The sequence below is a fragment of the uncultured Bradyrhizobium sp. genome (assembly GCF_936943645.1).
Classification (GTDB): Bacteria; Pseudomonadota; Alphaproteobacteria; order Rhizobiales; family Xanthobacteraceae; genus Bradyrhizobium.
On sequence record NZ_CAKZJO010000033.1, the window covers coordinates 1 to 12,953 of the forward strand.

Consider the following 12,953-nt stretch of genomic DNA (forward strand, 5'->3'; position numbering starts at 1 on the left):
CCCAACCCTCCCCCGCAAGCGGGAGAGGGGGCGCACCTTCGTCGGGGTTTGCATCGGACGAAACCTCATTGGTTCAGCCCTCCAACCTGACGCGCGGATCGATCACGCCGTAGAGAATGTCGATCACGAGATTGAGCAGCACGTACATCACCGCCATGGTCAGCACGAAGCCTTGCACCGGAGCGAAGTCCGAGGAGATCAGCGCTTCCACCGCGTAGGAGCCGATGCCGGGCCAGGCGAACACTTTTTCCACCAGCACGTTGGCGCCCAGCAGGAACGAGAACACCATGCTGAGCGTGGTGATCACGGGCAGCATCGCATTGCGGAAGGCGTAGGTGACGATGACGGTCGCCGGCGACAGGCCGCTGGCGCGGGCGGTGCGGACGAATTCGGAGGCCAGCACCGCCAGCATCGAGGCACGCGTCATGCGCGCGATCGGCGCCAATGAGAAGATCGCAAGCGTCGTCGCCGGCAGGATGAGCTGGCTCAAAGCCGAACGGAACGCCTCGAAGTCCCGCGCGATAAGCGTATCGATCAGATAGAAGCCGGTGACGGTCGGCGGCGCGCTGTAGAACACGTCGAGACGTCCGAGCGGCGCGGGCGACCAGCCGAGCCGGAAATAGAAGATGTAGACCAGCACGAGGCCGGTGAAGAACACCGGCAGCGAGACGCCCGCCGTCGTCGTGACACGACAGAGATGGTCGACCCATGATCCCGGTCGCGTGGCCGCGAGCACGCCGAGCGGAATGGCGATGACGACGGAGACGATCAGACCGAGCAATGTCAGCTCGGCGGAGGCCGGCAGGCGGTTGCGGATCTCGGTGGCGACCGGCTGGCCTGTGGTGAGCGAGTTGCCGAAATCGCCGTGGGCGAGATCATTGGTGTAGCGGAAGAACTGCTCGATCAGCGGCTTGTCGAGGCCGAGTTTCTTCCGGATCTGCTCGACCGCTTCCTTGGTCGCAGCGGGACCGGCGAAATAGGCGGCGGGATCACCCGGCAGCGCGCGCGTCAGCAGGAAGGTGACGATGACGACCCCGATCAGCGAGGGTATCGCGAACATCAGCCGCTTGCCGATCATGGTCAGCATGGGACGCTCCCTGTGATGAGAGGAGGTGCCGCAGCAGGTCGAACTGCGCCCCCTCTCCCGCTTGCGGGGGAGGGTTGGGGTGGGGGTGCTTCGGCATGGGGATTCTTCGTGTGGAGAGAGCCCCCACCCGCCGCGCTCTTCGAGCGCGTCGGCCTCCCCCGCAAGCGGGAGAGGCGAACGGAGCAAGCCGATAAGCTTCTGAACGCCATATGCGGTTGCCTAGCTCTACTTGTTACTCACCCCTTAACGAGCGCGCGATAATCCAGCCGGCGGTGGAACCAGTATTGATACCCGCTGATGTTCTTCTGCATCGCGACGTTGACGAAGGGCTGGTACAGCGGGATGCGCGGGATGTCGGTGAAGGCGAGATCGACGAATCCCTTCACGTCGGCATCGTAGGCCGCCTTGTCGCCGCTCGCGGCGGCGGTGCGTGCGCCGTCGATCAGCTTGTCCATCTCCGCCGACTTGTAGCTCATGGTGTTGAAGACGGAATTGTTGCCGTGATAGCACCAGTAGAAGAAGTACTCGGGGTAATCGAGCCAGCCCGAGAACACGTTGGTGAAGAGCGGCATCTCCTTCTTGTTCAATTCGGTGCGCCAGTTGGCGCCGGGCACCTTGTTGATGGTGGTCTTGATGCCGATCTGCGCGAGGCTCTCCTGCACCAGCACGCAGAGCGGCTCGTTGACGCCGGCGAAATTCAGGTCGAACGAGATCGTGGTCTCGAAGCCGCCCGCCATGCCGGCTTCGGCCATCAGCGCCTTGGCCTTCTCGATGTCGGTGTTGTATTTGTGCGGCTGCGGCCAGGCGACTTCGGTCGGCTTGTCCTTTGCCGCGCCGAACATCGGGTTGGCGAGGCCGAACATCACGGCGTCCATGATCTTCTGATAGGGCAGCGCGTAAGCGACCGCCTGGCGCACCTTCGGATTGTCGAAGGGCGGCTTGGTGACGTTCATGCCGATATACTGGATGCCGTTGGAGAACGGCAGCGACACGACGTTGAGCTTGCCGTTGGCCTTCATCTCCTGAAAGTCCTTGTTCGGCAGCTCGTAGGAGATGTCGGCATCGCCGCGCTCCAGAAGCGCACGGCGGTTGCCGGCCTGCGGCACCATGCGCCAGATCACGCGCTTGATCTTCGGCAAGGGACCGCAGACCCAGTCGTCGTTGCGCTCCATGATCACTTCGGTGCCGGCGGTCCACTTGGTGACCTTGTACGCGCCGGAGCCGGCGGTCTGCTGCTTGGTGAATTCCAGACCCCAGGGATCCTTCTCGCTGGCGTGCTTCTTCACGAGCTCGGAGTTGACGATGCAGGGCACGATCACCGCGAGATCGGGGATCGTCAGCCTGTCCTTCTTCAGGAAGTCGACGCGCACCGTGTAGTCGTCGATCACGACGAACTGCTCGGGCTTCGTGAGCGAGCCCGCGCTCATCTGGAAGGTCGGGAAGCCGCCGACGCTGACGGCGCGATCGAGCGACCACTTCACGTCCTTGGCGGTCACAGGTGTACCGTCGTGGAATTTGGCGTTCTTGCGCAGCTTGAAGGTGACCGACATGTCGTCGATCTTGAACTCCTCGGCGAGCTCGCCCTTGAACTTGTCGCGGTCGTAATAGGGCACGCCGCCGGGGCCGCTCTTCATCTCGTGGCTGATCAGGCGGTCGTAGCAATTCCAGGACACTTCATAGCCGGGCACGTTGGTGCCGACGCCGTGGATGTCGAGGTTGTTCGGGCCGCCCTCCGAGACGATCAGCAGCGTCTCCGAGCGCGCATCGGCATAGGCGGATGAAATCACGGTCGGGACGGCCGGAAGCGCCGCTCCAGCGGCCAACCCGGACACGGACTTGAGAAAATCGCGGCGCTTCATCGAAATGCTCCAACTCAAAGTTTTTGGTTGGAACCGGATTCGCAAGGTTCGTGCCAAGGCTTAAGGGAGGTTTAAGAGGCGACTAAATCTTTGATCTAAAACGATATATGGAGAATTTGGGTCGCTGAAGGGCCGAACGCGGCCTCAGCTCTGCATACAAAGAGGCGATATTGATCAAGAAATAGGCATTAAAGTTCCGGAGCCCGATTTGGCGCCACCACCGTTATGTCGTCTCATCCCGCGGGCTACCGGCATGGGAGGATCACGGCTCGTACAGCAAGTTCGTCATTGCGAGCGCAGCGAAGCAATCCAGACTGCCTCCGCCGGGACAGTCTGGATTGCTTCGTCGCAAGAGCTCCTCGCAATGACGGTTGGGGCTGTCAGGTGGCCCAGATCAATTCCTGCAGCTCGACCAGATTGCTTGCCTTGTCCTGCCAGCCTTCGATGCAGATGTGGGCGTTGAGGTCGCTGGCGCGGTGCAGGAGCATCAGCGCCATCAGCCGGCGCTTGAGCGCGTAGTCCGGCTTCGCGTAACCAAAACCTCCAAGCAGGCTCTTCACCCGGCCCGGCCGGCCCGCAGCCATGAAGGCGCTGGGGCCAAGCAAATCGTAATCGCGCCATCCCGCCAGGACATCGCCGAAGTCGAACAGGCCGGTGAGCGACCATTGATCGTCGTGGCACGCGAGCAGAAAGTTCTCCGGAATGTATTCGCCGGTCAGGATCACCGGCGGCGCATCCATCGGGATGAGTTCTTCCGCATCGCGCAGGAGATCGTCGAGGCCGGCGAGGAATTTCGGCGCGAGGCCGAGACGCGTGTGCCTGTTACGGCAACCCTCCATCTGCTGGCGCATGAGATCATCCCAGCGCGGCTCGATGGCAGCGAGCGGGCCGAGCGGGGCGCGCTGCACGGCGGCGATGGTCTCGCCGATCTGGTGCAGCACGCGCTCTTTCTGGTCCTCCGGCAGGTTCGGCCAGACCTCCGAGCCGAGCGTGCCTGTGAGGCGCGTGATGACGAGATAGGGCCAGTCGTCGCGCGTCCCCTCCGCGACGATCTCGGGGATCGGCAGAGGAAGACGGCCTTTGAGTTGCGTCAGCGAGCCGCGCTCGGAGACGAATTGCGCGCGCAAGAGCGGTGGGAAGATTTTGAGGATCAGGTTCTCGCCGAGCCCGACCACGAGATTGGTGCCGGTGGCAAACACATGCGGCGCGCGGACGTCGAGGCCGTGGCTGCGCGCGATGTCGAGGGCGATCGGCAACCATTGCGAGGACGCGGAGCGGAAAGCGCGGAAACTTCCGGAGTCGGTGAGGTCAGGGAGTTGTTGTGATGATGTATTTGTCATTGGTCGTTGCGCAGAGACAGCGGGCGCTCGCTTTGCTTCACCGGGTGCCAGCCGAGGAGGCGGTGCACCTCTCCCGCTTGCGGGGGAGGTCGGCGCGCAGCGCCGGGTGGGGGCTTTCTCCTCTTGGGGATTGTCCCGTTGTTGAGAGAGCCCCCTCCCCGGCCCTCCCCCGCAAGCGGGAGGGGGCGCGCCTCCCGTGCGGCTAGAGCCGGGCTTCATCGCAACACACCCTACCTGTCCGGACTGGCACGCTCGAACTGCCGCAGCAGCTTGTTGCCGCGCTCGACGGCGGAATCGAGCGCTGCCTGCGCGCTTTTCTGCCCCGCAAAGGCCTGCTCCAGCTCGTCCTCGATCGCGCCGCGGATCAACACGAAGGAGCCGAGCCTGATGCCCTTGGAATTCTCCGTCGGCGGATGCAGCGTGATCTCTTCGAACGAGATCGCCGAGCCCGGATTGCGCTCGTAAAATCCTTGCGCGCGCGTCAGCTCGGACGCGGCGCGGGTGATCGGCAGATAGCCGGTGTTCTGGTGCCAGGCGGCCTGCACGCCGGGCTGCGACAGATAGGCGAAGAACCGCGCCACGCCCTTGTATTCCTCGCGCGGCCGGTCGCGCAGCACCCACAGCGTGGCGCCGCCGATGATCGAGTTCTGCGGCGCGTCCTTCACGTCGGGCCAATACGGCATCATGCCGTAGCCGATCTCGAATTTCGAATTCGCCCTGATGTCGGCGCGCGTCGCCGAGGAGCCGATGAAGATGCCGCATTCGCCGCTCTGGAAGCGCGGCTCGGCTGCCTGGCCGCGGCCGCCATAATCGAACAGTTTTGTCTTCTGCCATTCGGCGAGCTGGGCGACGTGACGCACGAGGGGGGGATTGTTGATGGTCAATTCCGCGTCGAGGCCGCCAAAGCCGTTCGCGCGCGTGGCCAGCGGCAGATTGTGAAACGCCGAAAAATTCTCGACATGAATCCAGGACGGCCAGGACGTGGTGAAGCCGCAGGCCGCGCCGCGGTCGCGCAGGCGCTTGGCAGCCGCGCCGAGCTCGGGCCAGGTCTTCGGCGGCGCTTCCGGATCGAGCCCGGCGTCGCGGAACATGGTCTTGTTGTAATAGAGGATCGGCGTCGAGGAGTTGAACGGAAACGACAGCAGATTGCCGGCCGCGTCGGTGTAATAGCCGGAGACCGCCGGCAAATAGTCGGTCAGCGAGAACGGCTCGCCCTGGTCGCGCATCAGGCTGAACACCGGATAGATCGCGCCCTTGGCCGCGGTCATGGTGGCAGTGGCGACCTCGTTGACCTGGACGATCGCAGGCTGGCTGCGCGAGCGGAAGGCGAAGATCGCAGCCGTCACGGTCTCGGTGTAATTGCCCTTGTAGGCCGGCACGATGCGGTAGTCGGACTGCGAGGCGTTGAAGTCGGACGCGAGCTTCTCCAGCTGCTTGCCGAGCTCGCCGGACATGGCGTGCCACCAGGCGATGTCGGTGGCGGCCTGCGCCTTCGAGACGAATGCTGCGGCCGCGAGGACGGCAACGACCGGCAAAAGGCGCAATGCTGAAATCACGACGGCTCTTCCATCTGGAGCGGCAAGCGGCGACCGCCCCTGCTTAAGGCGCGGCATAACCGGTTTCAACCGGGAATGAGAGACAGCCGCGCCGCACAATCAGCCCGGGGGCCGCAGCGGGATGGCCTTCCCTTTACCATCTGCTAGATTGCATTGAACCTTTTGCTCCCGCCATAGACTCCACCACTGAGGGGTTGAGTGTGCCAGTGCTAAGCCGTGCCGAACTCTCGCGGACCGGGGTGATTGTCGTCGCGCTTCTGCTTGCCGCAGTCTCGATGAGTATGCGCGCGACGGGCGCCGTTGCGCGCGAATTTCGCGCCGCCGACACCCAGACCGAGGACTACCCGACCGTCCAGGCGCTGCGCTACATGGGCGCCCTGATCGCCGAGCGCACCAAGGGCCGCCACGAGATCAAGGTGTTCCACTCCCGTCAGCTCGGCGAGGAAAAGGAGACGATCGAGCAGACCCGGGCCGGTGCGATCGACCTCAACCGGACCAATGTCGCCCTGATCGGCAATTTCGTTCCGGCGATGAACGTGCTCGCCATGCCGTTCCTGTTCCGGTCCATCGAGCACATGCAGAAAGTGCTGGACGGGCCCGTCGGCAACGAGATCCTGAACAGTTTCGAGCCCTACGGCTTCGTCGGGCTCGCCTTCTACGATTCCGGCGCGCGGTCGATCTACAACGGGGTCCGCCCGGTGAAGAGCCTCGCGGATCTCAGGGGATTGCGGATCCGGGTGCAGCAGTCGGAGTTGATGAGCCAGATGATCCGCGCGCTCGGGGCCGAGCCGGTCGAGCTGCCCTATGGGCAGGTGCTCACCGGCCTCGCCAACCATTTGATCGACGGCGCCGAAAACAACTGGCCATCCTTCGTGACGACGGACCATTACAAGCATGCCGGCTACTACTCGCTCACCGAGCACACGATGAGCCCCGAAGTGCTGGTGATCTCGCTCAAGGCCTGGCAGAGCCTGTCGCCGGACGACCAGAAGATCTTCCGCGAGGCCGCGCAGCGCTCCAGCCGGTTCATGCGCGAGAAATGGCGCGACCTCGAGGAGCAGTCGCAGCGCAAGGCCCAGGAAGCCGGCGTCACCATCATCAGGGACATCGACCGCAAGCCGTTCGAGGATGCGATGATCCCGATCTACGCCAAGGCCGCGCGCGATCCCGCCGCGGCGGCGCTGATCGAACGCATTCGCAAGGTGGAGTGAGCCGCGTTGGCTGCGCTTGGACACAGCGAGCACGCAGACAGGCCGCCCGGCCCGATCGGGCGGCTGCGCGCGCGCCTGGTCGGCCTGCTGCGGGCGGTGCCGATCCGCTGGCGCATCCTGTCGATCGCCGCGCTGAACTCCGCCGTGGTGGTGGTGCTGGTCGCCATGATCTGGAACGGCGCGCAGGTGCTGGGCTCAGCCTGGGACGACGTCCGCCAGGTGCGCGAATCCGACCGGATCCTGGCGCTGCTCGAAAGCGAGACCGGTCGCCTGCACAATCTGATCCACCGCTACATCAACCAGCCGAGCCCCGACCTGTTCGCCGAGATCCTCTTGCTGCGCGAGGCGGTGCTGGGCACGCTGTCCAATCGTGCCGCCAAGGACCCGATGCTGTCGGGCTCGGTCGAGGAGCTGGAGCGCACGACCGACCGCTTCCTCAACGGCTTCGGCGAGCTGCGCAGCGTGCAGGCCACCATCGCGAAAACCTATGAGGAGCAGGTGCAGGGCCCGGCCCGGGACATGGCGGGCCTCTATTCCATCATCGAGGGCGCCACCGGCCATCGCGACGCGCTGATCTGGCCCTCGCTCGGCAAATCCCGCGAGGCCTTCACCGCGATGCTGGTGGCGGCCAATTCCTATTATCTGTCGCTGCAGACGGGCGCGGCCGACGACGCCCGCCGCAACACCGAGACGATCGAGAAGACCATCCCTGTCATGATCGATCTCGCCGACAACGATCTGCAGCGCATGGCGCTGCAGCGGCTCGGGGCCCGCACCGCCGCGCTGCGCGAGGGCTTTGCCAAGCTCTCCGAGCAGCTCGCGAGCCGCACCGAGCTGTTGCGCAACACCATCGACGCCAGCCAGGCCGAGGCGATCGGCGCCATCGACGATCTCTCGACCATGATGCGCCAGCGCGAGCAGAAGGCGCAGGAGACCTTCGACCGCACGCTTGCGGACATCTCCCGGCGGGTGCTGTCGATCGCGGTGATCTTCCTCGGCATCATCCTCACCGCCGGCGTGATGATCGCGCTGTCGATCCGGCTGCCGCTGCAGCAGATCATGACCGCGATGCGCGCGATCACGCTCGGCGACCTCGACCGCGAGGTGCAGGGCACCAAGGCACGCGACGAGGTCGGAGCCATGGCGCGCGCGGTGGAGGTGTTCCGCGAGAACGCGATCGCCAAGCGCGAGACCGAGGACGAGCTGCGCGCCGCCAAGGAGAAGGCCGAAAGCGCGCTGCTCGAGCTCAACACCGCGCAGCAGAACCTGATCGACGCCGAGAGGCTGGCCGCGCTCGGCGGCCTCGTTGCCGGCGTCGCCCACGAGGTCAACAACCCCATCGGCATCAGCCTGACGGTTGCCTCGAGCTTTGCCCGGCGCACCGAAATCTTCGAGGCCCAGCTCAAGGGCGAGGGCGGCCTGCGCCGCTCGCAGCTGGAAGAGTTCGTGCAGTCCTCGCGCGACGCCTCGCAGCAGCTCGTCGCCAATCTCCAGCGCGCCGGCGAGCTGATCCAGTCGTTCAAGCAGGTCGCGGTCGACCGCTCCCATGCCGAGCGGCGGCAATTCTCGCTCAGCGAGGCCACCGACCAGATCATCGCGAGCCTGCGGCCCGTGCTGAAGCGCTCGCCGATCACACTGCAGGTCGACGTGCCCGAGGGATTGCTGCTGGACGGCTATCCCGGCTCCTATGGCCAGATCCTGACCAATCTCTTCCTCAATGCCGCCAACCACGCCTTCGCCGACGGGCGGGCCGGCACCATCACGATCTCGGCGCGGCCGCGCGGGACCGAGGACATCGAGATCATCTTCACCGACGACGGGGCCGGCATGACCCCCGACGTGCAGCGCCAGGCCTTTGACCCTTTCTTTACCACCCGGCGCAATGAAGGCGGCACGGGCCTCGGCCTGCATATCGTCTATAACCTCGTCTCCCAGCAGCTCGGCGGCCGCATGATGCTGGAATCCAAGCTGGGACAAGGCACTACTTTTCGCATTATCATGCCCCGGGTCGCCAAGGGCGGCGCGCAGAGCACAGAAAGTGACGGGACTTCTCAATGGCCGAACAGGACGATGTCCTCCACCTGATCGACGATACCGGTTCCGCGTCGGAGGATAGCAACGCCCGGAAATGGAAGATCGCCGTCATCGACGACGATCCGGCGGTGCATGACGGCACCCGTTTTGCCCTCTCCGATTACAGCCTGAACGGCCAGAGCCTGGAGATCCTGTCGGCCTACTCCGCGGCGGAAGGCCGCAAGCTGATGGCCGAGCACAGCGACATCGCCGCCGTGCTGCTCGACGTCATCATGGAGACCGACGTCGCCGGCCTCGAGCTGGTCGAGTTCATCCGCAACGAGATCCGCAACGAGACCGTGCGCATCATCCTGCGCACCGGCCAGCCCGGCCAGGCGCCGGAACGGCGCGTGATCGTGCAGTACGACATCAACGACTACAAGGCCAAGACCGAGCTCACCGCCGACAAGCTGTTCACCTCGCTGACCGCGGCGCTGCGCTCCTACCAGCAGCTCGAGCGCATGGTGCAGACGCGGCGCGGGCTCGAGATCATCATCGACGCGGCGTCCACGCTGTACGACTTCAAGTCGATGCAGCGGCTCGCCGAGGGCGTGCTGACCCAGCTCGCCTCGCTGCTCAACGTCGACTGCGCCGGCATACTGGTCCTGCGCGACAATGGCGGCATCGACCCCGAACTTTCCGTGCTCGCCGGCAGCGGCTGCTACAGCCGCTTCATCGGCACGACCTCGTCCAAGGCGCTCGACCCCGATCTGCGCGAGATGGTGGAAGCCGCCTTCCAGGGCCGCAAGAACGAATTCGCCGACCACCGCAGCGTGATCTATTTGCGCACCGGATCCGGCCGCGAGGTCGTGGTGCTGCTGCAGGCCGAGCGCGAATTGTCCGAGACCGACCGCTCGCTGGTCGAGATCTTCTCGAGCCGGCTCTCGATCGCCTTCGACAACGTCATCCTCTACCAGCAGCTGCAGGACGCCAACACGCAGCTCGAGGACCGCGTCGCCCAGCGCACCCGCGCGCTGATGCAGGCCAACCGCCGCCTCTCCGCGCAATGGCTGCGGCTGCAGCGCGCCAACGGCTTCAAGAACGAGATTTTGGGCACGGTCGCGCACGATCTGAAGAATCCGCTCGGCGTCATTCTCGGCCGCACCGAGATGCTGAAGGAGCTGATCTCGACCGGCGCCTCGCAAACCGGCGTGGTCGCCCAGGTCGACCACATCCGCGACGCCACCAAGCGGCTGACCACGATGGTCGACCATCTGATCTCGGATGCGATGGCCGATGCCTTCGACATCACCATCCGCCGCGAGCCGGTCGACGTCGCCGCGCTGGTCAAGGAGGTTGCCGAGGCCAACCAGCCGCTCGCCGTCAACAAGCAGCAGACGATCAGCGTCACCGCGCCCGCCAACATCGTCACCATGTGCGATACCGACCGCATCCGCGAAGCCATCGACAACCTCATCAGTAACGCCATCAAATACTCGCCGATCGGCGGCAGGATCGACGTCGCCGTCAGCCACGAGGGCAACGACACCATCGTCCGCGTCAGCGACGAGGGCGCCGGCCTGTCGCCGGAGGATCTCGGCCGCCTGTTCGGCCGTTTCCAGCGGCTGTCGGCCAAGCCGACCGCCGGCGAGAGCTCGACGGGGCTTGGGCTCTCCATCGTCAAGCGCATCGTCGACATGCATGGCGGCGAGGTGACCGCCGACAGCGACGGGCCCGGCAAGGGCTCGACCTTCACCATCACCCTTCCCGCGACCGAAATGCCGTGATCAAGCCGCCATGACCCAAAGCCAGCACATCATGATCGTCGACGACGAGGCCCCGGCCCGGGAGATGGTCGGCGATTATCTCAAGATGCACGGCTTCACCGTGACGCTGTGCGACGGCGGCAAATCGCTCCGCGCGGCGATCGACGGCAGCATGCCGGATCTCGTCGTGCTCGACCTCAACATGCCCGAGGAAGACGGCCTCTCGATCATCCGCGACCTCAAGAGCCGCATCAACGTGCCGGTCATCATGCTCACGGCGACCGCGAGCCCGATCGATCGCGTCGTCGGGCTCGAGCTCGGCGCCGACGATTACGTGGCCAAGCCCTGCGAGCTGCGCGAGCTGATGGCGCGCATCCGCTCGGTGCTGCGCCGGAGCGTGCCGGCCAAGGCCGCAGCGCCGGAGGCTGCGGCGGCGAAATCGGACAAGGAGCAATTGGTGCGCTTCGGCACCAAATGGCTCGATCTCGAGGCCCAGGCTTTGCGCGACGACGAGGGCAACGAGCATCCGCTGACCGCGTCCGAGTTCGGGCTGTTAAGGGTGTTCGCGGCCAATCCGAAGCGCGTGCTGTCACGCGAGCGCCTGCTCGAGCTCGCCAACGCGCGCGACGCCGAAGCCTTCGACCGCGCCGTGGACCTGCGCATCATGCGCATCCGCCGCAAGATCGAGCCCGATCCGGCCAAGCCCGCCGTGATCCGCACCATCCGCGGCGGCGGCTATCTGTTCTCGCCGCAGGGCGACAAGGCGTAACGGCGCGGGGGAGTTAAGGGCGCGCCACCCTCCGCTGTCGTCCCGGACCAGCGCGCCCTCAGGCGCGCGCCGATCCGGGATCCATAACCACCGGCCGTGGTTTGGCGAAGACTCGGAGTTGTCAGCTCGCTCGGCAACCTCTCCCTGTGGTGATGGGTCCCGGGTTCGCTTCGCGCCCCGGGACGACACCAATGGGTGCCGCGCGACCGAACGCAATCCCCCCAAATACGTTCCGCGCGGCGCGGCGCGCCCCAAAATCCCCACCCCCGTATTTTCCGTATATTGAAATTCCTCAGCTTTTTGCCTCGAATGTTTCGTCGCGCTCCTTCCGACGAAACAATTTGGCGGCGCACGAAACCATTTTCCCCTTTTCGTGCAGACGTCCCGAAACGTTGGCTCATTAACACTTTGGTCCAAGGAAACGCCGCTCGGTTGCGGCGCTACGGGGAGCCAAGTCAATGCCGAACGTCATCGCCATCAACGCCCAGGCCAGCCAGAGCATCATCGCCGCTCAGGCGACTTCGGACGACATGCTCCTCGAGAGCATTGCGGAGGGCAACCGGACGTCGATGCATATCCTGTATTGCCGGCACAATGTGCGGGTATACCGCTTCATCCTGCGCATCGTGCGTGACGCCACCGCGGCCGAAGACCTCGTCAGCCAGGTGTTTCTGGACGTCTGGCGCACCGCCGGCCAGTTCCAGGGCCGCTCGCAGGTCTCGACCTGGCTGCTCTCGATCGCCCGCTTCAAGGCCCTGACCGCGATGCGCCAGCGTCGCTTCGAGGACATCGACCAGGAAGACGTGCGCCAGATCCCTGATGGCGCCGACACGCCGGAGACCTCGCTCGACCGCAGCGACACCAGCGCCATCCTGCGCGCCTGCGTGCAGAAGCTGTCGCCCGCGCATCGCGAGATCATCAACCTCGTCTACTACCACGAGAAGTCGGTGGAAGAGGTCGGCCAGATCATCGGCATCCCCCAGAGCACCGTGAAGACCCGGATGTTCTACGCCCGCAAGCAGCTGGCCGAATTGCTTAAGGGCGCCGGCGTCGAGCGTTTCGCCGCCTGAGACCAAGGATTTCAAAGGGATAGGGCCTGATAAGGGCCCTACCCCGGACACGGAAGCGTTACTGCCGACGAAACAATTGAAACAAAGCACAACATCAGGCGGAAAAACTTCCTCCCTATAAAGCTTGCATACGGTTTCGTTAAACCTCCCAAGACCTCCAGCGACCCGGACGATGCCCCCGTCCGGGTCGTTTTGTATTGGGGGGTGGGTGGCCACGGTCTCCCGCCTCTCCCGCTTGCGGGAGAGGCCGACGCACTCGCAGAGTGCGGCGGGGGAGGGGTC

9 protein-coding genes are annotated in these 12,953 nt (G+C 65.0%); 5 read left to right on the top strand and 4 right to left on the bottom strand.

The features are described 5' to 3' along the window. Positions 1 to 73: 73 nt before the first annotated feature. From Q0743_RS03785 to ugpB, 4 genes are all read right to left on the bottom strand, one after another. Positions 74 to 1,087, bottom strand: coding sequence for an ABC transporter permease (locus tag Q0743_RS03785; protein ID WP_298240252.1), 1,014 nt, complete (start codon positions 1,085 to 1,087; stop codon positions 74 to 76). A 236-nt stretch (positions 1,088 to 1,323) separates the two neighbouring features. Continuing rightward, positions 1,324 to 2,946 carry an ABC transporter substrate-binding protein gene (locus tag Q0743_RS03790; RefSeq protein ID WP_298240253.1) on the bottom strand — a complete coding sequence of 541 codons (1,623 nt, stop codon included), beginning with the start codon at positions 2,944 to 2,946 and terminating at the stop codon, positions 1,324 to 1,326. 380 nt (positions 2,947 to 3,326) lie between these two features. Further along, on the bottom strand, positions 3,327 to 4,286 hold the full coding sequence (locus Q0743_RS03795; protein WP_298240254.1) for an aminoglycoside 3'-phosphotransferase/choline kinase family protein: 960 nt from the start codon (positions 4,284 to 4,286) through the stop codon (positions 3,327 to 3,329). Between the two features lie 230 nt (positions 4,287 to 4,516). After that, positions 4,517 to 5,899, bottom strand: coding sequence for a sn-glycerol-3-phosphate ABC transporter substrate-binding protein UgpB (gene ugpB / locus Q0743_RS03800; protein WP_298240255.1), 1,383 nt, complete (start codon positions 5,897 to 5,899; stop codon positions 4,517 to 4,519). Positions 5,900 to 6,042: 143 nt separating this feature from the next. Between ugpB and Q0743_RS03805 the strand changes: the two genes are divergently transcribed. From Q0743_RS03805 to Q0743_RS03825, 5 genes are all read left to right on the top strand, one after another. Continuing rightward, positions 6,043 to 7,053 (top strand): TRAP transporter substrate-binding protein, encoded by a 1,011-nt coding sequence (locus Q0743_RS03805; RefSeq protein WP_298240256.1) that lies wholly within the window; start codon positions 6,043 to 6,045, stop codon positions 7,051 to 7,053. 6 nt (positions 7,054 to 7,059) lie between these two features. Beyond that, complete coding sequence (locus Q0743_RS03810) at positions 7,060 to 9,138, top strand: ATP-binding protein (RefSeq protein ID WP_298240257.1); 2,079 nt, start codon at positions 7,060 to 7,062, stop codon at positions 9,136 to 9,138. Beyond that, positions 9,108 to 10,853 (top strand): DUF3369 domain-containing protein, encoded by a 1,746-nt coding sequence (locus Q0743_RS03815; protein WP_298240258.1) that lies wholly within the window; start codon positions 9,108 to 9,110, stop codon positions 10,851 to 10,853. The genes Q0743_RS03810 and Q0743_RS03815 overlap by 31 nt, the downstream gene beginning before the upstream one ends. A gap of 10 nt (positions 10,854 to 10,863) precedes the next feature. Beyond that, entirely contained in the window at positions 10,864 to 11,601 is a 738-nt protein-coding gene (locus Q0743_RS03820; RefSeq protein ID WP_298240259.1) for a response regulator, read from the top strand. 458 nt (positions 11,602 to 12,059) lie between these two features. Next, positions 12,060 to 12,671 (top strand): sigma-70 family RNA polymerase sigma factor, encoded by a 612-nt coding sequence (locus tag Q0743_RS03825; RefSeq protein ID WP_298240260.1) that lies wholly within the window; start codon positions 12,060 to 12,062, stop codon positions 12,669 to 12,671. Positions 12,672 to 12,953: the final 282 nt, after the last annotated feature.

Bases quoted from the DNA above. Each gene is read 5' to 3' on its own strand.
- Q0743_RS03785 (WP_298240252.1), bottom strand. From the start codon at position 1,087: ATGCTGACCATGATCGGCAAGCGGCTGATGTTCGCGATACCCTCGCTG.
- Q0743_RS03790 (WP_298240253.1), bottom strand. From the start codon at position 2,946: ATGAAGCGCCGCGATTTTCTCAAGTCCGTGTCCGGGTTGGCCGCTGGA.
- Q0743_RS03795 (WP_298240254.1), bottom strand. From the start codon at position 4,286: ATGACAAATACATCATCACAACAACTCCCTGACCTCACCGACTCCGGA.
- ugpB (WP_298240255.1), bottom strand. From the start codon at position 5,899: ATGCCGCGCCTTAAGCAGGGGCGGTCGCCGCTTGCCGCTCCAGATGGA.
- Q0743_RS03815 (WP_298240258.1), top strand. From the start codon at position 9,108: ATGGCCGAACAGGACGATGTCCTCCACCTGATCGACGATACCGGTTCC.
- Q0743_RS03820 (WP_298240259.1), top strand. From the start codon at position 10,864: ATGACCCAAAGCCAGCACATCATGATCGTCGACGACGAGGCCCCGGCC.
- Q0743_RS03825 (WP_298240260.1), top strand. From the start codon at position 12,060: ATGCCGAACGTCATCGCCATCAACGCCCAGGCCAGCCAGAGCATCATC.